Genomic DNA, 25188 nt, shown 5'->3' on the forward strand with positions numbered 1-25188 from the left:
TTAAAAATAAGGAAAAAAGCCGATCAAACGAATTCGATCGCCTTTGTAGGACACGTATCTATACATGCGACACAGAGTATCTTGTTCTCTCCGAAACGACGGCATTCCTGTACATTCCTTGCCTTCACCACACCATCTTCTACCTTGAAGATGACCTTATCAGATGTCGGAGCTTTTCCACTTCCTGCTCCCAGCGGGTCATTGGCAACATTTACAGGACATGCTACAACACAATTCCCGCAACCGATGCATTTCTCATCATGAACGATCAGCCCGGTCTCAGTGACATTCTTTACAGAAGCGAACATCTCCGATAACGTCTCATAATTGGCCTTGTGTTTTGCATCATTTACAAGCGGAGTACAATCATCCACTTTTACCTTGCGTGCCAGAAGATCAACGGCAAATGCCATACATGTACTCTTCCCGCATTCCTTACAGTTAGTTTTTGGAAGTAACTGGTATATTTCCATCACACTTGCCATTACATATCACCTTACCAAAAAGCCAATTAAGAGCATACAAATGAATTGATCACTGTTTTGTCTGATAGACTCAAACCTTGAAGAACAGTGAACAGTGGCAACTGCCATCATTTTCAATTTCATCATGGTGGAAGATACATGGACAGATGATCTTTCGATCCTCATCTTCATTACCAGTTCTCAGCCTGCATGGACAGTATTGTTTTCCATGCTCTTGCTTGTTTCTGGAAAGGCCCTCAATGACCATATTAAGAGCTTCTTCATCCGGATTTAAAATAAAACCTTTCTTCTGTGCATATTTTGATGCCCACTCGTGTGTTTTTTCCATTATTGGTGCAAGGTCTGTCATAGATTATCTCCGATATAGCAATTAAAAAGTATGCTTGATATATTCAGGATATCATTATTTATCTATTTCCCACAAGCAGCAGTCACTGACCAGTGCCTGATCGCTGATAGAAAAAGATGGAGAAGCCAGATAGCTGGCTTACACCATTTTTGTCGGTTCGGTCTGACGAGGGACCTTCGTCACAAGAACACGGAAAAGTCCGTCGCTTTCGTTCAAAAGCCTGTGTGGGATCTTTGCAGGACTTTCAATGAGCATGTCCTTTGTGACGGTCTGCTGTTCATCACCGATCTCAACTATGCCTTCACCTTCCAGTACATAAAAAAAGACATCCACTGGAGTAGAGTGCTTTTTAAGAGCATCGCCAGGTTTTAACTGCATGTGCATGACCTGGGCATGCTCAGTATCATAGAGCTTGTGCACAGTAACTCCATGAGGGTTGTCCTTCTTCTCTGCATTGTTGTAACTTGTTATTATCATTTATTCACTTCCTAAAATAAGTATAAAATTAAAAGCAAGGGTTTCAATAAAAGCCTTGCTAAGAACTGCTGTTAAAAGCTTAAATGAGAAGGTTGAGGTCTTCTTCAACTGTTGAGTTCGGCCTGATGTTGAAGTTCTCTACAAGCACATTCAGGACGTTCGGTGAAACAAATGCCGGAAGGGTAGGACCAAGCATAATGTTCTTGACACCAAGACTCAGCAGTGCAAGAAGTACAAGGACAGCTTTCTGCTCATACCATGCAATGTTGTATGCTACCGGAAGATCATTGATATCCTCAACACCGAATGCTTCTGCAAGTGCCTGTGCGATGACAACCAGTGAGTAGGAATCATTACACTGGCCTGCATCGATAACCCTTGGAATACCTCCGATATCTCCGAGATCAAGCTTGTTGTAACGATACTTTGCACATCCTGCTGTAAGGATAACAGTGTCCTTTGGAAGAGCCTCTGCAAAGTCGGTGTAGTAATCCCTTTCCTTGTGCCTGCCGTCACATCCTGCCATGACAACGAACTTCTTGATATCTCCTCCCTTTACAGCCTCTATGATCTTGTCTGCAACTGAGAGTGCAGATACGTGAGCGAAACCGCCCATGATGGTTCCTTCCTCAAGCTGTTCAGGTGCTTTGCATGCCTTTGCCTGCTCGATGATGACTGAGAAGTCCTTTCCTCCATTCTCACCGGCATCAATGTGAGTGACACCATCAAAACCAACTATTCCGGTCGTGTAGATCCTGTCGATGTAGCTTTCCTTTGGAGGAACGATACAGTTAGTGGTCATGAATATAGGACCATTGAACTTCTCGAACTCCTCCTTTTGCCTCCACCATGAGCCTCCGTAGTTACCAACGAAATTATCATACTTCTTGAAAGCCGGATAGGAGTTTGCAGGAAGCATCTCACCATGGGTGTAGACATCAACACCGGTCCCCTGGGTCTGCTCCAGAAGCTGGGCAAGGTCATGCAGGTCGTGTCCACTGATCAGGATACCCGGATTGTCCCTTACACCGATATTTACTGCAGTTGGTTCAGGGTTGCCGTATGTCTCGGTGTTAGCCTTGTCAAGCAGAGCAAGAGTAGTAACCCCCATTGAACCACATTCAAGCACCATTGGGACCAGTTCATCTATACCCATTTCCTCATCCATTGTTGCAAGGAGGGCTTTCTCGATGAATTCCATTACAGTGTCATCTTTATAACCAAGTACATTTGCATGGTGAGCATAGGCTGCCATTCCTTTGAGACCATATATCAGCAGTTCTCTAAGGGAACGTATATCCTCATTCTCGGTGGCAAGTACTCCGGTATTAATGTTAGCAATGCTCTCTGCTGTGACCTTTGCCATTACAGGTATTTCCTCTCCTGCATTTGGAGCTGCACCGAGAAGCTTCTCTTTTATCCACCTTGGGAAAGAAGAACCTGACTTCTCATTGAGAACCTTGGCATCAAGAAGTTTCTTCTTAATTCCATCCTTTATCTCAAAACCCTCATTAATGAGCTTTTCAAAATCAACTTTACTGAAATTTGTATTTGTGACAGTGGCAAAGAGACCATCAAGGATGAATTCATCGGTCTTTGCGTCATTAAGATTGTTTGCCCTTGCCTTTGAATTGTAGAATGCAATACTTTTCAGGACGTAAATAAGGTCATCCTGAAGGTCTGCAACTTCGGGCTTCTTTCCACAGACACCGCTCTTTGTACATCCGGTGGCATTAAGAGTTTCTTCACACTGATAACAGAACATTTTATTCACCATGCTTCCTATATTAGATATCTTTAAGATACTGCTATATTAGGGATACTTGCATATAAGGAGAATAGTTTCTAAGTGGATACCTGCATATAAAGATCATAAAGTGCTCATTCACGAACGTCTTATTATCACATCATCAACGAACATCTTTCATACATACAGATGCATCTCTCCATTCCCATACATTTACCCGATTAAAATTAGTGACCACAACTTTATAAATCTATCTGGACTGAGCACAGCCAATGATCTGTGTCCGAATGCACAAAATTTAAAAAAGAAAAAATGAGGAGCTTTACTCCTCTTTTCTGCTCTGGAATATGAAAGCAAGTCCTATAATTGCTGCTATTGGAAGAGCAATTGTCGGGAACTCAGGGATCTCATTAGGATCTTCGTTGCTCTCATTTACCCAGGTCTTTGTTACCTCGTTGGAGGAAACGGTTTCCTGCTGGTCGTTGATAAAGCTTGCAACTATGACATCAGTACCTTCGCTGATACCAAGGTACGTAAATGTTGCTTCACCATTCGCATCGGTGAATGCTGTTGTCACAAGACCTGCGTGAGGACCGGAAACGATCTCAAAAGTAACTTCCTTTGATACTACAGGGTTACCAGCATCATCCTGAATTATTGCTGTTACCGTGTTGTTATTGCCCAGAGGATCTGTTGTGGATGCAGGACCCAGGACTATACCTTCACCTACAATAGCCACTGTTGACTTAAGGTCGAAGTATGCGAAGAAGATATTGTCATCACCAGATGGGTTCTTTGTGTAAACAGTGATAGTATCATCACCATCTTTTACGAAAGGCAGTATGTTGTAAAGTTCATCATCAAGACGAGGATCAATTGAGGAATACTGGTACGGATCTACTGGATTCTTATTGCTGTCATCCAGACCACCTACTGTAATCAGTGCACCATTTGCCGGCTGACCATCATCTTCACCGCCTGCTGCAGATGTAAGTCTCTTGCCGTTCACATCGATGATGCTGTACTGAGCTGAACCTGACTGATAACTGAATGATATACCAACACCCATATCCATACTTATACCAGAGTTGTTTGTGTCAACAGGGTCTGCAAGGAGCAGGTTGAAAGTGTCGCCTGCAGGGCTCTGTGCACCAAAGAGAAGAACTATAGTATTATCAGCTGTCTGAGCAGGATCATCAAAGATCACCACAAGTATTGTTCCGTCGATGTTATAGGAATTATCTTCGATTATTGTGAAGTCGACCCTTCCTGCCGGAGCATTGTCGATCTTTGTCTTTACCAGGGATGTAACATCTGCCCAGTGGTTATAGGTGTCACCGTGGACAAAGTAGTCCCAGTTCACATTCTGATCATCGATCTTTACCTGACCATTGACTATTGCTGATGCACCCCAGAGTGAAGCTGCAGCCATGTATGCAGACCTGACAGTTGCACCTGCAGGCTTTTCAACCTGAATTATACCGGTACCTGTTGTTCCCAGTCCATCAACAGAGATACTGATCTTTCCTGTCTCTGTGACCTTTGGTGAAAGGCTTGTTGTTGAAGATACTGCTGGCCCTACAGGTTCACAGGATATGCTGAACGCTGGTGTCGTTACTGTTCCAGGTGTATTTTCGTCTGCGTCTGCTGGCAGCATAAAAGCTGATGACAGGACAGCCAAACACACGAAAAATGTCATTATGTTCGTTATTTTATCTTTCAAATCCATATGGATACCACCCTCACTTTTTGCTATCTCAAAATCGATAAGTGAGTAAGTGTGCACATATGCGCAGGACATATTTAAAATGATGTTTTTATATCAGTATGACAATAATAAAAAAACAGTTTGAAGATAGATGATAGTAAATAAATTTTTACATAATTATAAATAAATACGAAGAGATGAGAGTAAATGTACACACAGATATAAAATTTTAATACATACTGATATTAGATAATTATTCTAAGCCACCTTTTCAAAGAAAGGTAATTTATCAGGGTGATGACCTGCATCAAGGTAATAGTTCTTGAACTTACCACTTGATTCGATAACAAGACAACCCATATCTTCCAGTGTCCTTATATGGGAAGCAACCGCGGACCTGGTTATTCCTAAAGTATCCGAGATCTCCGTATTGGTTATGCCAGGGTTCTCATAGATCAGACTACATACCTTCTTGCATGTCATTCCCTGAAGATGAGGTTCTATGGTCTTCTTGTGGTCCTTATCCCAGAGATCAGTACCGTTGCGGAATAAACTAACATAGTTCCCGTTCTTGAATAGAAGTATCTTTCCAGATTCCTTCAAAGTATTAACATGATAACGAACAGTACCCCTTTTAAGCCCAAGGTCCTTCTCGATCATATTGACCGTACTGCCCGGATTATCCTCTATAAAATTAAGAATATTCAGGCGATTCTCATTCTTTGGATCCTTCTTGACCCATGCCGTGAGAAGTGCTACAAGTTTCCAGCCGAGTGCCAGGATAATCGCAATGATGGTTATTAATTGATAATTCAATGGTAATTCCCAAAATGATAAATTTGTATCAAAACCATCATCATCTATAATTAAATTATCATCTTCATGATAAACAATAGAATATTCGCCATTACAAGGCATTATAAGAAGAAGACAAAAAGATAAAAAAAGAAAATGGGATTTTTTCATAAGTCCCTTATAGTTTTTTTATATTGAATAATCTTCTGTTCCACTTACAGAATAACCATATACCCTACATCTCCAGGTTCCCTGTTCAATACCATTATTATTGTTAATGTACAAAGTTATTCTTCCATTTATGCTACCATCAGCAGAATCATAAAAATAACCTATGCAGTTATCACTTGGATCATAGATATAGAGCTTAAGAGAATCACTTGTGTCGCCCCAATTAAGATCAACCTTCAATGATTCGGTATATGAACCTACATATTTTCCATGCCAGTTGGTCTCTCCCTGAGTAATGGTATCAGTAATTGACATAATACTAATTCCACCATCATCTGACTTCACCGGAACCACTTTGTATCCTAAGTCCTTCGCATCGATCAATACGAAACCATCATCTGTATTCTTGTCAGCCTGACTTGCACTTGCTATCGATATACAGAGTAAAAATACTATAAATCCTATTGCTATCTTTCTCATTGTTTGTACTCCTACTAGTTATTTTTTACTAGTTAACAGAAAAAAGATGAAAATTTGTACTATATAACTTTTATAGCCATTGATCAAACTGTAAAATAAAACCAGAAATAGGAGGAATTTTATTGTGGAGTTGACCCGGGATTATGCAAGGTTGGGAGAAGAGAACAGAAACATTCTCTCCGTCCCTCAATTCCCGTGCAAGTTTGTTGGTTGGGTACAAACAATTCTTTCAACACAGAATTATAATAAAACCATTATGGCCATTGATCTAACTGTTATTTTTTTACAATGAGAGATCCTTGCGTGTTAGTTGTTAATTGGAGCGCCGGTTAGATAGGAAACATATGAAATAAACTTGTCGTATGTTTAAATTATAAATGATTAAATAATTTAATATATCCATAAATAAGAACAAGTAGATATCGACCCAGAAAGGAAAGTGAAGAGGACAACATTTGTCCTCTTACATATTTCTGCGCACATGTGCGCGGAAGGTAAAACAAAACTTAATACGAACAATTTGCTTAAATCCATTATGGCCATCTATTAAACTGTTCATATATCATAATATAGAGGGAGTACGTGATCACCACCGATGCACAATAAACATTGAAATTACATACGACTTAATGGTTTTTCACCATTCATCCAAAACTATATCTTGCTACAGGTCATCATTTCCTCTCGGAAGGAGTCAACTATATGCGAATTGGAGTTTACATCTGTCATTGCGGACTGAACATCGCACATACCATTAACGTCGAGTCATTAAGAGAAAAGGTCAGTGAGCTTGATGGTGTAAAGGTTGCCAAGAACATACAGTTCATGTGTTCTGATTCAGGACAGGAATCCATTGTCCAGGACATAACCGACCTTGATCTCAATCACATACTTGTAGCAGCCTGTTCTCCCCACCTGCACGAGCAAACCTTCAAGAGAGTGCTCGAAAAAGCAGGTCTTAATCCTTTCATGCTGGAAATGGTCAACATCCGCGAGCAGTGCTCATGGGTACATATGGATGACCCTCAGATGGCAACACAGAAAGCCTTTGACCTTATCAGGATGGGAATTGCCAGGCTCAAGTTACTGGACCCGCTCCAGCTCAAGAAAGTACCAGTGAAAAAAGATGTGCTTGTCATTGGAGGCGGCGTTGCCGGAATCGAAGCCTCCCTCACGCTTGCAAACTCAGGACACCACGTATATGTAGTTGAGAAAGAGCCAACCATCGGTGGAAAGATGGCACTGCTCAATGAAGTGTTCCCCACCAACGACTGTTCCATCTGTGTGCTTGCTCCGAAGATGACCGATGTGGACCAGCACCCCAATATAGACCTCATCACACTTGCAGAGGTCACTGATGTATCAGGACCCGTAGGGAATTTCCATGTGACTATTACCAGAAAACCACGATACGTCCTTGAAGATAAATGCAAGGGCTGTGTTGACGAATGTGGTCGTGTTTGTCCAGTAGAAATAGCAAACAGATTCGATTCAGGTCTTGGAAGAACGAAGGCCATCAACATGCCGATACCACAGGCGGTCCCACAGGTAGTCTATATTGATAATGAGTACTGTGTAGGCTGTGGACTATGCAAACAGGCATGTCCTGCCGATGCTATCGATTATCATCAGAAAGAGGAAAAACTGGAATTCACTGTGGGAGCCATAATACTTGCAACAGGTTACAACCACTTCGATGCTTCCCGCAAACAGGAATATGGTTATGGCATCTATCCCGATGTCATCACTAACATGGAGCTGGAGCGACTATTGAACGCTGCTGGTCCAACAAAGGGAAAAGTGCTCTCACCTTCAACAATGGAAATCCCGAAGAAGGTATCATTCATACAATGTGTCGGTTCAAGGGACGAGAAAGTAGGAAACCCGTATTGTTCAAGGGTATGCTGTATGTCAAGCATGAAGAATGCACAGCTTCTCAAGGAACGTTATCCTGAGATTGATATTACTATTCATTACATAGATATCCGTGCAGGCGGTGAGATGTACGAAGAATACTACATCCGCAGCCAGGAAATGGGCATCAGTTTCATTCGCGGGAAGGTAGGAGAGATACTACAGGACACACAGGGTAAACTACAGCTTCGTTATGAGGACACCCTGAACGGTGAGATATACGAGGAAACGTCTGACATCGTAGTTCTTGCAACAGGCATGGAGAACGTAAAAGATGCAGACCGCATCTCCAGAGTGCTTAATCTCACACGACGCACAGACCGCTTCTTCTCAATAGCCCACCCAAAGATGCGACCTGTTGACTCCCATGTAAAGGGTATCTACATAGCAGGCTGTGCATCCGGTCCTAAAGAGATACAGGTATCAATTGCACAGGGAAGTGCTGCTGCTGCCAAGGCAATGCAACTCCTGTCAAAGGGCGAACTGGAGATGGACCCCTTAAGTGCACATGTAAACCCGGACAAATGTATCGGATGCGGCATATGTGCTGATGTCTGTAAGTTCAACAAGATCACTATGGTCGATGGCAAAGCAGTTGTTGACGAACTCTCATGTATGGGATGCGGAGCATGCAGTGCATCATGTCCTGCCGATGCCATATGGATGCGTAACAGCACCGATGAGCAGATAATAGCTCAGATCCACGCTGCTACAGAAGTTAAATCAGAATTCCCGTTGGTCGTTGCTTTCCTCTGTAACTGGTGTAGTTACACATGTGCAGACCTTGCCGGAACTTCAAGGATACAATATCCAACCAATATACGAGTTATTCGTGTCATGTGTGCAGGACGTGTGGACCCATCCTTTGTCCTTGAAGCACTTGAGAACGGTGCGGACGGTGTGCTTGTGGCAGGATGCCGTCTTGGAGAATGTCACTACATCTTTGCCAACTACAATGCAAAGAACAGGATGGAAGCCCTGCAGGAAGTCCTTGGTGACGTAGGAATTGACCCTAAACGTCTAAAAGTGGAATGGATATCAGCTTCCGAGGGCGAAAGATTTGCCAGTTCCATCGAGGATTTCGTAGACTATCTGGAAAAGATAGGACCTATCGGCTCCGAGCTAAAGGAGGGAGAGCAATGACCGAGGAATGCCGTGAAGGTTCCCTCTGCGTCGATAAGGATATGGATCTCGATGGCTCCCATTTCATCTATCGCCAGATAAGCAGTAAGTCTGTCAAGTTCCTCGATTATGATTACAAAAGATGTGTGGGCTGTGGCATATGTGTAGGACTCTGTCCCACAAAGGCACTGGAACTTGGTCCCATGCAGGAGATATCCACAGGACTGGATGCACCACCTGTGATGATGGACCTTGAGAAATGCACATTCTGTTCCATGTGTGCCAACTTCTGTCCTGTGCATGCCTTTAAGATGACCGAGGAGGGAGAGCTCCCTGAGAAGGACGAATTCCCAACCTATGATTCCTATGTCAGGATGAATGAGAAATGTCTCCCATGCGCCCTCTGTAAGGCTGCATGCCCCGAGGAGGCAATATATGTCGAGTTCACCTTCCAGAAGAAAGAGGAGATAGCACCCTTTAAAGAAGGAGCAGAAGGTGAGATAGAGATAGATACGGACAAATGTAACTTCTGCGGCCTCTGTGCTGAATTCTGTGAGGCATTCCTGCTTGTGGAAAAAGAAAAGACACCAACCGATATCCAGCCATTTGACCTGCTTCTGGTGGATGAGGATAAGTGTGACTACTGTGTGCTGTGTCAGGACCTCTGTCCCGAGGATGCCATCAGGGTCAAAGGCGAGAAAAGAGGTGAAGCTCCTGAGATAGAGGGAGTCGTCACAGTTAACGACGATAAATGCACACGGTGTACCTGGTGTCAGGCTGTCTGCCCGTATGATGCTGTTGACCTCAAGAAACAGTTCGAGGGAGAGCTTAGTCTCATAGAGATAAATGTGGACAAGTGCGACCCACAGGGCTGCCATGGCTGTTTCAATGTATGTCCTTCACATCTCTGGTATGTACCCGAGGACGGAGCGAAGATAGCCGCACTACACGACTACTGTACCTATTGTGGTGCCTGTGTCAATGCCTGTCCAAAGGATGTAATGACAGTAAAACGTACAAAGGTCCATCATACCGATATCCCGGATTCTCCATGGGCACAACAGTGGCGTGATGCCATTGATTCCATGGTCACTGGTAAAAGGGACCATCCTGATATCTCAAGGACACTTGAGGTCGAAAAGGAAGAACACAAAGAACATGTTGAAGTGGAGCTTCCTAAGATCGACGGCTCATTGCTCAAAATGGCAAAAGAGCGTATCGAAAAGGCAAAACCATTGCTTGATAATGTTAAACTTCGAAAGATGCTCGAAGATGAGAAAAGTGAGAAGCTCAGTGATGAAATAAAAAAGAGACTGGACTGAGCCTTCGGTGACTAAGATACTACTTAAAAAGTAACATAAAAGAGTATGAAAGGCAGGAATATCCTGCCATTATCATTTTCGACTATTCTACCATCAAAGGTTCAGTGTGACTGTGCGTACCTTTCAGCAAGTATAGCCCTTTTGAGCTTGAACTGAACTCTCTGCTGGTCCCACTGGTATTTCTCAGCAAGGAACCTGATGAGCCTCTTTTTGGAAGCTCCCTTGAGTGCGTTCTTAAGCATCATCTCTTCGATGAAGGCTTTCTGCTGTTCGGTGTCAAGTTCAGGCATTAGCATACCTCCATGGATATAGCGGTTGAAACTCCCTTAGCTATAGGCAGTTTCTTTGCTGTCAGTACAAGACCATCAGGAATTGCTTCCACACGGAATCTCATCTTCAGTTCACCCATCTCACCTTTCAGGTTCACACAGCCGCCCTTCTTAAGACCGAGCTTTTTGACCGTGTTCCTGTTGAGAAGGACAAAGTCATTGTCATCCTCCCTGTCGGACCACATGAAAGGATTGTACAGATACCTTAGTTCATACATGTCCTCAGGAATTTCAACTAAAGATAGTTCAATTTCAGAACCTTTACATTGTGCAGTTCCTGTTTCACGAGATCCTATAGTTTTCATCACAAGATAGTTCATCTCGTCATGGGTGAAGGTCTTCCCGCCGATACCTGCATTGAGCAGTGACAGGGCATCCACACCGGCCTTTCCTGTACCGCTGTTCTCCTGAAGGCTGTCCTCAACGTTCAGGAAGGTACCTGCCTTGCTGTAAACTGGGTCAGTGGCAATGACAACATCGGCCATCTCTGCAGCCGGACCGTTAACTGAACCGATGACTATCAGCTTATCGAGATTCTTCAGTGCCTCAATAGCTGCTTCAGCATCAGGCATGAGCTCCACAGGGTCACTGTCAAGCGTTACGAGTGTCCTGATATTGCCAAGCTCGATATCCTCCATTAGTTCTGCAAGGCCCATCATATTGCCGTCCTTATTTGCAAGAAGTGCAGCTCCGTTGCTGTTCATGAAAGGCTTCATGAACTGAATTCCTGCACCTGTTCCCTTTGCCAGTGATTTTACAGACTTTAATATTCCGGCATCTGAATTAGGGTGAACATCAGCTATGATCAACGATTCACTGTCAAGTTCCAGTTCACCATATTGCTCAGGCTTCAGGTCAAGTGTCTCATCAGCCAGATTCAGTGGGTTTGTACCGACTGAGATAATGTGTGCCCCATTCTTCTTTGCTGCAAGCAGTCTCCTGACAATGAGAGGATACTGGACATATGGATCTACGAAAAGGACTATCTTTTTTGCCTTTTCGATCTCAGCCAGTGTTCCCGGTTCAGGCATACACATCTTCTGAATACCGGTCTGAACAACAGTACCCAGTGTTTCAGCAAGCTTTGTGAATGCCATCTGTTCCTCGTTACTGGTATTGCCCACGGACAGCAGTGCAACACTGTCAGTGTCAGCATCCTTAAGGATCTCAACTGCTGCTTTTATGGCAGTTTCTGCATCCACAGCAGAGCCATCTGTCATATTTACAGCATTATTAGCTTTAGCGTAATAGTGCGGGAGTTTCATCCCGAACCTGCAGAGCTTTCCAAGATTCACTGGGCTGCTCTTCATGTGGTCGATACTTAACTTACCTTCATCGTTCTCTCTGATGAAAAGTCCGCATCCTACACCACATCCGGGGCAAATCGTCTGATATATCATTTCCTTCATCTTGGCATCACCTCCAGGAAAGGTGGTCTCTCAAGTGTCATTCCGGCCTTGTAGTTGTATTTCTTCTGTGACTTTTCAGCAAAGCGTCTGAATATTGTTGTTACCGGAATATCTGCAGGACAGACATCAGTACACTGGCCACAGCCTATGCAACTATCTGACAGGTGCATCAGGCGGACCATGTGGAACATGCTCATCCTGTAATTGTCCTCAAGATTGTGATACATGGTACACTTGGAATCCTCACCACAGGTACATGCAGGACATACCTCCTTACAGGCACCACAGTCGATACAGTCAGCAAATTGCTCCATGTAGTATCTGGTACGTTCACCATCCGGTATCTCGGTGAATATCTTCTCTGACCATTTTTCGCTCATGGAGAGCATGACATTGTTCACCTTCTCCCTGATTGCGATGGCCTTGTCACTTGCAGGTTGGATCTCTATGAAACCAGCCTCAATGGCATTCTCCAGTAGACGGACACCCTTCTCGTTCATTACTTCACAGAAGGTCGCGTTTCCTGAAAGTTCACCGATGACACCCCAGTTACCACATGCAAGGTCTGCATTAACTGGTATCTTGACATCACAGTAACGGCAGCTCTCACGCCTTCCGTAACCTGCTTCCTCAAGCTCATCAATTGAGATACCTTTCTCCTCACCGGACCTTGTCCTGAAGATAAGATTACCCTTCTCGATGTTCTCGCCTGTGACATCCTCAGGGTCTATCTCATACATGTTGATGAGCATCTCCTGGGTCTGTACCGGGTACATGGTCCCACCGCAGTTGAGACCTATAAGATATGCATTGTCGATATCGACCTCATTGCGCTTTGCCTGTTCGATGACACCTCTGATATCACATGCTTTTCCAGGCATGGCAACGTTCTTACCCACAGCGTACTTTGCAAGGTTCACAGGAACTGTGTGCATACTTCCTGCTGATGCAAGGACCTCGTTCACATCGCTGGTTATGATGGGTACAGCCTCGTACTCGCTTATGTGTTTGAGTACAACGACCTCTTCAACAAGTCCCTTTTCAAGAGCTGCTGCCAATACTGCAGTTACAAGACCGCCGGAAGCTCCCTTGTTACGAACTCCGGTGTCTGTCGAATAGCCTATTATTCTGTCTCCAACTTCTACCATATCAGTTCACCCCCTCTGGCTTAAGAGGACTTGGTCCGAGCTTTCTGACCTGTTCAGTTACTTCCCTGACGAAGTTTGCGAACTTCTCACCTTCACTGGCACTTATCCAGCTAAGATGAAGCCTTTCAGGCTCAAGGCCCAGTTCCAATACCATATCTTCCATGAAATCATACCTGACCTGTGTCTTGTAGTTACCATTGACATAGTGACAGTCACCAAGGTGACATCCTGTTACAAGGACCGCATCCGCACCTTCAAGGAATGCATTGAAAACGTGGAGCGGGTCGATACGACCGGAACACATGACACGGATGATCCTCAGGGATGCAGGCTGCTGGAATCTTCCCATACCTGCTGTGTCGGCACCGCCGTAACTGCACCAGTTACAGCAGAAAGCGACTATCTTTGGTTCCCATTGTTTGTTCTCTGTCATTTTCATTCCTCCCCGAAGGTGAATACATTCTTCACCTGTGCCAGTAGCTGATCGTTCTTGAAGTGGTTCTGCTGCAATGCACCTGTCGGACAGGCCACTGCACATGTTCCGCAACCCTTGCAGAGTGCCTTGATAATATTGAGTTTGCCGTCCTCCAGTGAAAGGGCCTGGAAAGGACACATTGGTACGCAAATTCCACAAGCAACACAGATATCGTCATTAACATCGACGGTGATACCTTCTGTTATCGCTTTACCCTGTGCCAGATAGCGTGATGCACGGGCAGCGCATGCACTTCCCTGTGATACGGAATACGGGATGTCCTTTGGTCCCTGGGTGACACCGCCTATGAATATACCATCCAGTGTGGTGTCCACTGGCTTGAGCTTTGGATGTGCTTCCATCATGAAACCATCAGCAGCCCTGCTTACCTTAAGGATCTGCCTGATACGTTCAGTGCTCTCACCTGAGACAGCACCGACACTGAGGACCAGAAGGTCAAGATCAAGGTCGATGATATCGTTGGTCAGTGTATCTTCAACACGGACCTTCAGATCACCATTCTCAACTTCGGTTACCTTTCCTGGTTTACCTCTGATGAAACGGATACCCATGTCCCTTGCACGGTCATAGAACTCCTCATAGTTCCTGAAGGGGGTCCTCATGTCCATGTACATTATATAGACCTCAGAATCAGGATATTTCTCCCTGATGAGCTGAGCGTCCTTGAGAGCGTACATGCAGCAGAAACTGGAACAATATCTGTTACGCTTCTTGTCCCTGCTTCCCACACACTGGATGAAACCGACCTTCTTTGGTGGTTTTACATCGCTGGGTCTGACTACTTTACCCATTGTAGGTCCGCTGGCATTTATCAGGCGTTCGAGCTCCATGCCCGTAATTACATTATCGTAAAGTCCGTATCCGAAATCATGGGTTGGTTCAGGGTCATATACATCAAAACCTGCTGTAACAACTATGACACCAACATCAAGTTCGGAGAACGAGTCTTCCTGCTCCATTATAACAGAATTACTGCTGCATGCTCTGGAACATGCACCACAGTCGATGCATACTGACCTGTCAACAACAGCTCTCAGAGGAACAGCCTGTGGGAATGGAACGTAAATTGCCTTACGTGTACCTATACCCTCATTGAACTCGGTGTTAGGTACCTCTACAGGACACTTCTGAACACAGAGACCACAGCCGGTACAGGTATCAACATCTACATAACGTGCCTTGTGCTTTACCTTCACCTTGAAGTTACCGACATATCCGTCCACTTCCTCTACTTCGGAATATGTCATCAGTTCAATGTTCTTGTTCCTGGCAACCTCTACCATTTTCGGACCAAGGATACAGATACTACAATCGTTGGTCGGGAAGGTCTTGTCGAGCTGTGCCATCTTTCCGCCGATGGATGGGTTCTTTTCCACAAGGTAGACCTTGTAACCCATATCTGCGATATCAAGAGCTGACTGCATACCGGCAACACCGGCACCGATCACAAGTGCTGTGTCTGTTACCGGAACCTCATTTGACTGCAGAGGTTCGAGCTTAGATGATCTTGAAACACCCATGCGTACAAGTTCGCAGGCTTTCTCTGTTGCCTCTTCCTTTTCCTGCATGTGTATCCAGCTGCAGTGTTCCCTGATGTTAACGAATTCGAAAAGATAAGGATTCAGACCTGCTTCTTCCACACATGCCCTGAAGATAGGTTCGTGTGTCTTTGGCGTACATGCTGCCACAAGCACACGGTTGAGCTTGTTATCTTTAATTGCCTGCTTGATCTCGGACTGACCGGAATCACTGCAGGTATATTTGTTGACCGAGGAGCGTACTACATCGGGAAGTGTGCCTGCATAGTCTGCCACTTTCTGACAGTCCACGACACCTCCTATGTTAACTCCGCATTCACAGATGAAGACACCTATTCTGGGCTCATCCATGTCATTTGTATCATCTGTTATTTCTATTAAAGCCAAATTTCATCACCCGTTTTTTATGGCGCAGACTACCGCCCGATAATATGATAAAAAATAAAAAAATACGTTTTTCTGTTTTTCCGTTTTTGATGTCGTTTTTCCGTTTTTACAATCGTGATGGAATAAAAGATAGGATCAGGCCATTAAAGAGCCATCATTTATCTTTTCAATGAATTCAGAAGTGCTGGTGACATTAAGGTCGATCCCAAGCTCCTCAGGGGACAGTCCCATTGCAAGTCCCAGAAGCTGGGTGTAATGCAATACAGGAATTCCATAGCTTGTGCAGGATCCCTCGTTTATGTCCTTCTGGCCGGAATCGAACTGAAGATGACAGAATGGACATGCATTGATGATGCAGTCGACCTGTGCATCGGCCATGTTCTCCAGTTTCTTCTCGGTGATCCTGAGTGTTGCATCGTGGGCAGCAGCTCTTGCTCCTCCACCGGCACCACAGCACATCATCTTGTCCTCATAATCAACGCTTGTAGCACCTGTGGCTTCCACAAGTTCGTCGAAGAATGTGATATCGCCACTGACAAGTCTTGAATCAGCTTCTTTGAGAGGTTGTACAAGGTGACATCCATAATGCACGGCCACTCTCATGTTGAGCGGAGCAGTTACCAGTTCCCTGATACCTTCCACACCGATCTCCTGATAAAGATACTCTATCACGTGGCGAACATCATGCTGGCCCCTGAACTCATGACCTGTCTCGAAGAGTTTCTCATTGACATCCTTCTTCAGATCAGCATCACTTTTCAGTTCATGATCAGCTTCTTTCAATGTACTGTAACATCCATTACAGATAGTAAGAACATCATCGTCCATTTCCTCGGAGAGAGCGATATTCCTGGAAGCAAGTGTCAGCCAGGTAACTTTATCGAAGGACCTGAACACACCGGGAGCAGGACAACATGATGCTCCTTCCAGGTCGTCAAGCTCTATGCCGAGTTTTGAAAAGGTCTTCTTTGTTGCAGCCTCAATACCTGGATAACGGTTCGGTGCCACACAACCGAGGAAAAGGGACAGGTTGCTCATGCACCCTCCTCTACTACCTGCTGCTGAGTGAAGCATGTCTGATGCATCATTGCAGCACTCTCTACATGTTCTACAGGTTTGCTCTCTGCTACAAGTTCATCAAAACCTGTGAGTCGAAGAAGGGTCTTTATCTCACTCAGGCCCTCTATGGAAGCCTGAACGGTTGGAGGTCTCTTGTCAAGACCGAGATGAACTCTCTTTTCCATGGCATCTGCATTGGTTGGAACAGCATGGCCGTAGTTCACAAGCATCTGACCGACCTTCTTGTGGGCCTCAAGCATCTTTCCTTTATGAACTGCTTTTTCCCTGATGGCCAGAACCGCATCCACGAGATTAACATCCTGCGGACAGTTGTCCTGACAGCGGTAGCAGGTGGTACAATAGAATATGAAAGGAACCATCATGCTCTCTTCAGTTTCCAGCCCAAGTTTTTCCATCTGCAGGAACCTGCGGATCCTGTATGTTTGTTCCTGTTCTCCCATTGGGCAGACAGATGTACATTGACCACATTGATAGCAGCGTTCTATATTGGATGACATTTTAAGATCCCGTCCTTTTATCACGATTAATAATTGATTTTAACAATGGAATCAATATAATTTTAACATATAAACGCTTCGCATATCGTTTTCATTAATTCTCATAAACTTTAATTTACCAGCATAATCTCAAATTTGTTTCAATTGAAAAAGAGGGTAAATTTGTTTTCTCGCCGTGAACTGTGTAAAGAGTGCGGCACGTGAGATGACACGCTCACGCAACAATAAGTTTATACATCCTGAGGCTGTTTGTTGTGTAAACCGACGTATGCGAAACTAATTTGGTGAGATCATCCATGAGTGACAAATTCGATTACAGAGAACTTGGCCTGAAATGCGGGCTTGAAATTCACCAGCAACTTGACTCTAAACAGAAGTTGTTCTGCAGGTGCCCTACACAGATAAGGAATATTGAGGAATCGAACCATGAGTTCTTCCGTTATCTCCGTCCAACAGCAAGTGAGATGGGAGAGACCGACAGGGCTGCCCTTGAACAGTCCAAACTAAGACGCAAGTACGTCTACAAGGCATATGATACGACCTGCCTGGTGGAGAACGATGACGAGCCTCCAACAGAAGTGAACAGGGAAGCACTGGACATTGCCCTTAGTATCACAAAACTGCTCAAGATGGTGCCTGTGGACCAGGTACATATGATGCGTAAGATAGTAGTGGACGGTTCTAACACCTCAGGTTTCCAGAGAACAGCATTCCTTGCAAAGGACGGATACCTTGACACATCAGTTGGTCCTGTCGGGGTCGGTGTGCTCTGTCTTGAGGAAGAGGCCTGCCAGAAGATAGAGGACCAGGGAGATTCTATAATATACTCTCTTGACCGTCTGGGTATCCCACTTGTCGAGATAGGAACTGATCCTGATATCATCTCACCACAGCATGCAAAGGAGACTGCACAGCAGATCGGTATGCTCCTGCGTTCCACCGGAAAGGTGAAGCGTGGACTTGGAACCATACGCCAGGATGTTAACATATCAATTGCAAAAGGTGCACGTGTAGAACTGAAAGGTGTTCAGGCACTGGATATGATAGAGACCATGGTAGAGCGTGAGGTCGAGCGTCAGGTCAATCTCCTTGCAATGAAGGATGAACTGCTCGAACGTGGTGCATCCGTATGCGATACTATTTTCGATGTTACTGATATTTTCAAAGAGACACAATCCAAGGTCATCAAGAAGACGATAAAGAAAGGAAAGGTCTATGCTGTCCTGCTCCGTGGCTTTGATGGCTATGTCGGCAGAGAAGTACAGCCGGGAAGACGTCTTGGTACCGAGTTCTCAGACCGTGCAAAGACATCAGGTGTCGGTGGCATATTCCACACAGATGAACTTCCTGCATATGGCGTGAGCGAAGAGGAAGTACAGGCACTTCGTGCTGAGGTCGGTGCGGAAGAGAACGATGCTGTGGTAATGGTCGCAGACCGTCAGAACAGGGCGTGGGGAGCTATGGAAAGTGTGATCATACGTGCAAAGGAAACACTTGAAGGTGTTCCGGAGGAAACACGCAGAGCACTTCCTGATGGTAACAACTCCTACCTGAGACCACTCCCAGGTGCTGCAAGGATGTACCCTGAGACCGATGTTCCACAGGTGAACATCTCTCCTGAATATTTCGATGCAGTGGAGATACCTGAACTGCTCACAGAAAGGGCAAAACGTTTCGAGTCCGAGTTCGGACTTCACAGGGAACTTGCTGAGAAGATAGCCTATTCCACATACCTTCCTCTCTTTGAGGAGATCATGGGTATGCTTGGTGACAATGAGAATGTCAATGCCACACTTGTGGTCAGGACACTTACAGGAACACTACCTGAGCTGAAACGTGACGGTGTCGAGATCGATAATCTTGAGGACAGACACTTCATAGACATATGCAGCTTCATTGCAGAAGGTGGAGTGCCAAAGGAAGCTATCGATGGCCTTTTACGTGCTATGGCGTGCGAACCTGGCATCTGTGCAAAGGATGCAGCTGAGAAAATGGGACTTGGTAGCATTGATGTGTCAGATGTAGAGGACATGGTGGAAGCTATCATCAAAGAGCGTCAGGACTTCGTGAAGGAAAAGGGCATGGCTGCGGTCGGTCCTCTCATGGGTGTCGTGATGGCAGAGGTCCGTGGGAAGGTAGATGGTAAGATTATCAGCGAGATATTAAAACAAAAGATTAATCAATATCTAAGTACATAATATATTTTTGATGTGGTTATCTTTTACTATTCGGTCCAGAGAATTATTAAGCAGGGGACTGCTCCTGCTTACTTTTTTGACATTATTGATGTCATGTGCGTCCGCTGCGGTCATTATCGACAGTGATGTTAAACTTACCAATACTACAAATGCCAACCATCCGGCGTGGAGTCCTGATGGCAGCAAAATAGTCTATGCAGCTGATCAGGCTATATGGATCATGAACAGTGATGGTTCTGATCAGAAGAAGCTCTATGACGGAATGGCATGGGAAGGAGAGCCGGAATTCAACGATGACGGCACAATGATCTATTTTGCCACAGAAAGTAAGAAAGCATTCTCCGCCCGCTACATCAGCATCCATGTGATGAATGCAGATGGTAGTGAAGGAATGAAATTAACTGAGACCGCAGATTCCAGAGCACCTTCATTAAGTCCTGATGGAAGCAGACTTGTATACACATCACGAGCTTCCGGAAATTATGATATATGGACCATGTCACCTAATGGATCGGACAGGGTCAGGCTTACGGATGCTTCAGGTGATGAGAGCTCACCATCATGGAGCCCTGATGGGAAAACTATTGTATATTCAACATCAGGAGATATTTTTACGATAGGCGTTGATGCCGTAAGACCTGTACAGCTTACCAGTGATATGTATGACAACGTGGAACCATCCTATAGTCCGGATGGGGAATTGATAGTCTATGCATCCAATGTTGGTGGAGACTATGACCTGTGGGTACTGAACTCCGATGGCAGTTCCCATATGAAGCTTACCAGTGACAGGTCTGCAGAACGGGCACCTGCATGGAGCCCGGATGGAAGCAAAATAGCCTATGTGTCCAACAGGGATGGTGAGTTCAATATATGGGCCATGGCGGTCCAAAACGGAGATATAGAGCTTGAAAGGATCGAAGAACCTCCTGAGGTCGAGGAAAAGAAGATCGATAATGAGTATGTGCTCAAACTGCGTGACTATGCTGCAAACAAGCCCAGGGAGTTCATTGGTATAGTTCTTTTGGCATCTTTCGCTTTTGTAGTACTTATTGTGGGGTCATTCCTGAGAAAGATCTCATAATCCTGAATTTTTCAGCCTTACTCTCTTCAAAAAATGAAGAGGCCATCGCAATGCTTATAGCCTATTCCTCACATGTATTCGCAGGTTCAAAAGATGAATGCAGTACTAGGATTAGAAGATGGGACTATTATAAAAGGCACTGGCTTTGGTGCCGAAGGTATCGTTTCCGGGGAACTTGTTTTCACAACTCAATATACTGGCTATGAGGAGGCTCTTACAGACCCTTCATATAAAGGCCAGATCCTTATGTTCACTTATCCTCTTATAGGCAACTACGGCGTCAGTGGCAACTGTATGGAGTCCAGTGGCGTCAAAGCTGAAGGTCTTGTGGTCAGGGAGGCTTGTCCCGAGCCGTCTCACCACTTAGGAAAGAAGACCATTGTTGAGCTTATGGAGGAAGAAGGCAAGCCCGGCATTGCAGGCGTGGACACACGTATGCTAACTATAAAGACCCGTGAGCACGGAACGATGCGTGCAGCCCTCGTCAATGGTAGTGATGATGGAGAGGAGGCAGTAAGGATCGCACGTTCACAGAAGAGCATTTCTGATATAGATCTTATCTCACAGGTAACCTGTCCTGAGCCTTTCAGGCTTGAGAGTCCTTTAAGGGACCCTAACAACCCGATAAATGTGGTTCTTGTGGACTGTGGCCGTAAGCTCAGCATCGAGAGGAGCCTTCTGGCAAGAGGTATAGATGTGACCGTCGTACCGGGTAACTCATCTATCTCAACAATAGAATCATACGACCCTGACCTATTGTTCATTTCCAATGGTCCCGGAGACCCTGCACAGGCACAGGATGCGGTCGCTGCTGTGAAACACTTCACAGGTGAACTGCCGATAGTAGGCATATGCCTGGGTCACCAGATCATCTCCCGTGCACTTGGTGCTGATACATATAAGTTGAAGTTCGGTCACAGAGGAGCAAACCAGCCTGTTAAGGACCTTGAAACAGGGATCGTTCATATCACATCCCAGAATCACGGATTTGCTGTGGATGGAGATTCCTTTGAAGAGGCAGAGGTTGCAGTTACACAGTATAATACTAACGACAAGACGGTCGAAGGTATTGCACACAAATATCTGGACATGTTCAGTGTACAGTATCACCCTGATGCACACCCCGGTCCAATGGATACCGAGGGAATATTCTTTGAGAAGGTTCTCAAACTAGCAGGAGGAAAGAAATAATGCCAAAACGTGACGACATTAAGAAAATACTCCTGATAGGTTCAGGACCAATTATGATCGGGCAGGCAGCAGAATTTGACTTCTCAGGAAGTCAGGCATGCCGCTCCCTTAAGGAAGAAGGTTATGAGGTCGTACTTGTAAACTCCAATCCGGCAACCATAATGACAGATCCGGATACAGCAGATGCAGTTTACATCGAGCCAATAGAGGCAAAGACCATTGAGAAGATCATAGCGAAGGAAAGACCAGATGGTCTTATTGCAGGTATTGGTGGACAGACCGGACTCAATATTACAAGTGAGCTCGCCGAGAATGGCGTCTTTGAAAAGTATGGAGTGGAACTCCTTGGTACTTCCCTTGAAGCTATCAAGAACACTGAGGACCGTGAACTTTTCAAGCAGGCAATGGAAAAGATAGGCGAAAAGGTACCTCGCAGTACTGCAATATCAACATTAAAGGAAGCTGAAGCTCTTATAGATGAACTTGGCCTTCCCCTGATCATCCGTCCTGCATACACTCTTGGTGGTGCTGGTGGCGGTATCGCTTACTCCAGGGAAGAGTTGCTGGAAATAACGGAGAGAGGACTGAGGCGCAGTCGTATCAACCAGGTACTCATCGAGGAAAGTGTCCTCGGATGGAAAGAATTCGAGTACGAGGTAATGCGTGATTCAAATGACACCTGTATTGTCATCTGTAACATGGAGAACCTTGACCCAATGGGTGTTCACACAGGCGAGTCCATTGTTGTAACTCCATCACAGACCCTCAATGATGAGGAACACCAGATGCTTAGGAGTGCAGCTATTAAGATCATCCGTGCATTTGGAATTGAAGGTGGATGTAATATCCAGTTCGCTGCAAAGGATGGGGAATACCGCATTGTGGAAGTCAACCCACGTGTATCCCGTTCATCAGCACTTGCTTCAAAGGCAACAGGTTATCCGATCGCCAGGGTAACAGCTAAGATCGCTATTGGAATGGCACTTGATGAGATACTCAATGATGTTACCAAGAAGACACCTGCATCCTTTGAACCAACTATCGATTATATTGTCACAAAGATACCAAGGTGGCCATTCGACAAGTTCGTAACAGCTGATAACACGCTTACAACAGCCATGAAGAGTACCGGCGAGGTCATGTCGATCGGCCGTACTATTGAAGAGTCACTTCTAAAGGCTGTACGTTCCCTTGATATCAAGATGGACTTTGGCAATGGAGAATGGTCCAACAACGAGGTCAAGACCCTGCTCAAGACACCTACGAGCGAGAGGCTTTTCGTGATCTACCATGCACTTGCAAATGGATTCTCAATTGAAGAGGTGTCAGAGCTCTCAGGAATTGATGTTTTCTTCCTCCGGAAGATCAGGAACATCATTGATATGGAGAACTCTATAAAGGAGGCAGCAAGCTCCGGCGATCTATCTGCAGATGTTCTGCTTGATGCAAAACGTATGGGACTGACAGATACAAGGATCGCTGAGATCACAGGCAAGACCCGCGAGGAGATCAATGACCTCAGGCGCGAGTTAGGGGTCATATCTACATACAAGATGGTAGATACCTGTGCAGCGGAGTTTGCAGCTGCAACACCATACTATTATTCATGTTATGAACAGATGTGTGAGGTCGAGCCAACCGAGAATAAGAAGATACTGATCCTCGGTGCAGGTCCTATACGCATTGGTCAGGGAATAGAGTTCGATTACTGTACCGTCCATGCAGTAACTGCTATCAGGGATGAGGGGATCGAAGCCCACATCATTAACAACAATCCTGAAACAGTATCTACTGACTACGATACCTCAGATAAGCTCTTCTTTGAGCCTCTGACGCTTGAGGATGTAATGAATGTGATCGAGCGTGAGGATCCTGATGGTGTACTGGTGCAGTTCGGTGGTCAGACATCTGTCAACCTTGCTCTGCCACTTGAGAAGGAGCTTAAAAGGCGTACCGATCTTAAGACCGTTATCATGGGAACATCCCCTGATGATATTGATGTCGCAGAGGACCGTGAAAGGTTCAATCACATGATGGAAAAGCTGGAGATCAACCAGCCGGATGCAGGTTATGCAACATCACAGGAAGAAGCGATCACTATTGCTAATCGCATTGATTATCCTGTACTTGTGAGGCCATCATACGTTCTTGGTGGAAGGGCCATGGAGATCGTCTACGACCAGAACGATCTGGAACGTTACATGCGTGAGGCAGTAAATGTTTCACCGGAACATCCGATCCTTATCGATGATTTCCTTGAGGGTGCTGTTGAGATCGATGTTGATGCCGTGTGTGACGGTGAGGACGTGCTCATCGGTGCTATCATGGAACATATCGAGGAAGCTGGTGTTCACTCCGGTGACTCTGCATGTGTGATCCCACCGCAGTCACTCTCAGATGAAACACTGCAGATAGTACGTGATTACACTCGCAAGATCGCACTTGCACTTAATGTCAAGGGTCTTCTGAACATTCAGATGGCACTTCAGAATGACAAGGTCTATGTGCTTGAAGCAAATCCACGTTCAAGCAGGACCATTCCATTCGTATCAAAGGCAGTCGGACTTCCAATGGCAAAGATCGCAGCCCATGTTATTATGGGGCAGAGCCTGAAAGAACTTGGCTACACTTCACTGGATGAACCAAAGGTCAAACACGTTTCCGTGAAAGAGGTACTTCTGCCATTCGATAAACTCCCGGGAGCTGATCCAATACTCGGTCCTGAGATGAAGAGTACCGGTGAGGTCATGGGTGTGGATTACGATTACGGACGTGCATTCTTTAAGGCACAGCTCAGTGCTGATAATCTCCTGCCACTCTCAGGCAAGGTATTCATGTCCATCAGGGATGAGGACAAGGAACAACTGGTGGATGTGGCACGCAAGCTGAAAGATGCAGGTATAGAGCTTATCGGTACCCGTGGTACTGCTGTATTCCTTGAAGAGAAGGGGATCGAGATGGACATCATTAAGAAGGTCCATGACGGCAGTCCAAATGTGATCGACATGATGCGCAGGGATGAGGTGGCTCTTGTCATCAATACCCCAACCAACAAGCAGTCCCGCAAGGACGGCTCAAGGATACGCCGTGCAGCAGTGGATTTCAAGGTTCCGTATATCACCACTATCCAGGCAGCTGTTGCAGCATCCAACGCCATCGTCTCAATGAAACAGGGAGAGGGCGAGGTCAAATCGATAAATGAATATCACAGGGATATGGCTTAATTCTCCTTATCCCCTATTATTTTCAGGATCAGTTAAG

At 45.3% G+C, this 25188-nt stretch carries 20 protein-coding genes; 6 read left to right on the forward strand and 14 right to left on the reverse strand.

Annotated elements, in window-relative coordinates; genetic code table 11:
* Positions 1-23: 23 nt before the first annotated feature.
* The 7 genes from BM008_RS07770 to BM008_RS07800 form a co-directional block, all read right to left on the reverse strand.
* A complete protein-coding gene (locus BM008_RS07770) occupies positions 24-485 on the reverse strand; it encodes a (Fe-S)-binding protein (protein ID WP_091935807.1) in 462 nt (153 codons plus the stop codon).
* A 70-nt stretch (positions 486-555) separates the two neighbouring features.
* Positions 556-834: a ferredoxin-thioredoxin reductase catalytic domain-containing protein gene (locus tag BM008_RS07775; RefSeq protein ID WP_091935810.1), complete on the reverse strand. Its 279-nt coding sequence runs from the start codon at positions 832-834 to the stop codon at positions 556-558.
* Between the two features lie 138 nt (positions 835-972).
* A complete protein-coding gene (locus BM008_RS07780; RefSeq protein ID WP_091935813.1) occupies positions 973-1311 on the reverse strand; it encodes a cupin domain-containing protein in 339 nt (112 codons plus the stop codon).
* 79 nt (positions 1312-1390) lie between these two features.
* The gene (gene hcp / locus BM008_RS07785) at positions 1391-3076 is read right to left on the reverse strand and encodes a hydroxylamine reductase (protein WP_091935815.1); all 1686 of its coding nucleotides are present in this window, start codon (positions 3074-3076) and stop codon (positions 1391-1393) included.
* Between the two features lie 304 nt (positions 3077-3380).
* A complete protein-coding gene (locus tag BM008_RS07790; protein WP_245747970.1) occupies positions 3381-4787 on the reverse strand; it encodes a PEF-CTERM sorting domain-containing protein in 1407 nt (468 codons plus the stop codon).
* Positions 4788-5024: 237 nt separating this feature from the next.
* Complete coding sequence (locus BM008_RS07795; RefSeq protein WP_177188018.1) at positions 5025-5582, reverse strand: winged helix-turn-helix transcriptional regulator; 558 nt, start codon at positions 5580-5582, stop codon at positions 5025-5027.
* A 168-nt stretch (positions 5583-5750) separates the two neighbouring features.
* Positions 5751-6212, reverse strand: a complete 462-nt coding sequence (locus tag BM008_RS07800; protein WP_177188019.1) for a peptidase domain-containing protein — start codon at positions 6210-6212, stop codon at positions 5751-5753.
* Between the two features lie 702 nt (positions 6213-6914).
* On the opposite strand from BM008_RS07800, the gene hdrA2 reads away from it, so the two are divergent.
* Together hdrA2 and BM008_RS07810 are read left to right on the forward strand one after the other, a co-directional pair.
* Complete coding sequence (gene hdrA2, locus BM008_RS07805; protein WP_091935821.1) at positions 6915-9269, forward strand: CoB-CoM heterodisulfide reductase HdrA2; 2355 nt, start codon at positions 6915-6917, stop codon at positions 9267-9269.
* On the forward strand, positions 9266-10570 hold the full coding sequence (locus tag BM008_RS07810; RefSeq protein WP_091935823.1) for a 4Fe-4S binding protein: 1305 nt from the start codon (positions 9266-9268) through the stop codon (positions 10568-10570). The genes hdrA2 and BM008_RS07810 overlap by 4 nt, the downstream gene beginning before the upstream one ends.
* 101 nt (positions 10571-10671) lie before the next feature.
* Here the strand turns inward: BM008_RS07810 and BM008_RS07815 are convergent, their stop codons facing one another.
* From BM008_RS07815 to BM008_RS07845, 7 genes are all read right to left on the reverse strand, one after another.
* On the reverse strand, positions 10672-10860 hold the full coding sequence (locus BM008_RS07815) for a hypothetical protein (RefSeq protein WP_091935826.1): 189 nt from the start codon (positions 10858-10860) through the stop codon (positions 10672-10674).
* Positions 10860-12308, reverse strand: a complete 1449-nt coding sequence (locus tag BM008_RS07820; RefSeq protein WP_091935829.1) for a molybdopterin-dependent oxidoreductase — start codon at positions 12306-12308, stop codon at positions 10860-10862. Before BM008_RS07820 ends, BM008_RS07815 begins: the two co-directional genes overlap by 1 nt.
* The gene (locus BM008_RS07825) at positions 12305-13456 is read right to left on the reverse strand and encodes a Coenzyme F420 hydrogenase/dehydrogenase, beta subunit C-terminal domain (RefSeq protein ID WP_091935830.1); all 1152 of its coding nucleotides are present in this window, start codon (positions 13454-13456) and stop codon (positions 12305-12307) included. The genes BM008_RS07820 and BM008_RS07825 overlap by 4 nt, the downstream gene beginning before the upstream one ends.
* A 1-nt stretch (position 13457) precedes the next feature.
* Positions 13458-13895 (reverse strand): hydrogenase iron-sulfur subunit, encoded by a 438-nt coding sequence (locus BM008_RS07830; protein ID WP_394328922.1) that lies wholly within the window; start codon positions 13893-13895, stop codon positions 13458-13460.
* Positions 13892-15841: a CoB--CoM heterodisulfide reductase iron-sulfur subunit A family protein gene (locus BM008_RS07835; protein WP_091936319.1), complete on the reverse strand. Its 1950-nt coding sequence runs from the start codon at positions 15839-15841 to the stop codon at positions 13892-13894. The genes BM008_RS07830 and BM008_RS07835 overlap by 4 nt, the downstream gene beginning before the upstream one ends.
* Before the next feature lie 171 nt (positions 15842-16012).
* Positions 16013-16915, reverse strand: coding sequence for a CoB--CoM heterodisulfide reductase subunit B (gene hdrB / locus BM008_RS07840; RefSeq protein ID WP_091935833.1), 903 nt, complete (start codon positions 16913-16915; stop codon positions 16013-16015).
* A complete protein-coding gene (locus BM008_RS07845; protein ID WP_091935835.1) occupies positions 16912-17454 on the reverse strand; it encodes a 4Fe-4S dicluster domain-containing protein in 543 nt (180 codons plus the stop codon). Before BM008_RS07845 ends, hdrB begins: the two co-directional genes overlap by 4 nt.
* 296 nt (positions 17455-17750) lie before the next feature.
* Between BM008_RS07845 and gatE the strand changes: the two genes are divergently transcribed.
* The 4 genes from gatE (at position 17751) to carB (ending at position 25151) form a co-directional block, all read left to right on the forward strand.
* Complete coding sequence (gatE, locus tag BM008_RS07850; RefSeq protein ID WP_091935837.1) at positions 17751-19652, forward strand: Glu-tRNA(Gln) amidotransferase subunit GatE; 1902 nt, start codon at positions 17751-17753, stop codon at positions 19650-19652.
* A gap of 88 nt (positions 19653-19740) precedes the next feature.
* Positions 19741-20736, forward strand: coding sequence for a DUF5050 domain-containing protein (locus BM008_RS07855; protein WP_177188020.1), 996 nt, complete (start codon positions 19741-19743; stop codon positions 20734-20736).
* Positions 20737-20829: 93 nt separating this feature from the next.
* Positions 20830-21927, forward strand: a complete 1098-nt coding sequence (carA, locus tag BM008_RS07860) for a glutamine-hydrolyzing carbamoyl-phosphate synthase small subunit (RefSeq protein ID WP_091935840.1) — start codon at positions 20830-20832, stop codon at positions 21925-21927.
* On the forward strand, positions 21927-25151 hold the full coding sequence (gene carB, locus BM008_RS07865; protein WP_091935842.1) for a carbamoyl-phosphate synthase large subunit: 3225 nt from the start codon (positions 21927-21929) through the stop codon (positions 25149-25151). Before carA ends, carB begins: the two co-directional genes overlap by 1 nt.
* The last annotated feature ends 37 nt before the right edge of the window (positions 25152-25188 follow it).

This window comes from Methanolobus profundi (assembly GCF_900114835.1).
GTDB classification, from domain to species: Archaea; Halobacteriota; Methanosarcinia; order Methanosarcinales; family Methanosarcinaceae; genus Methanolobus; species Methanolobus profundi.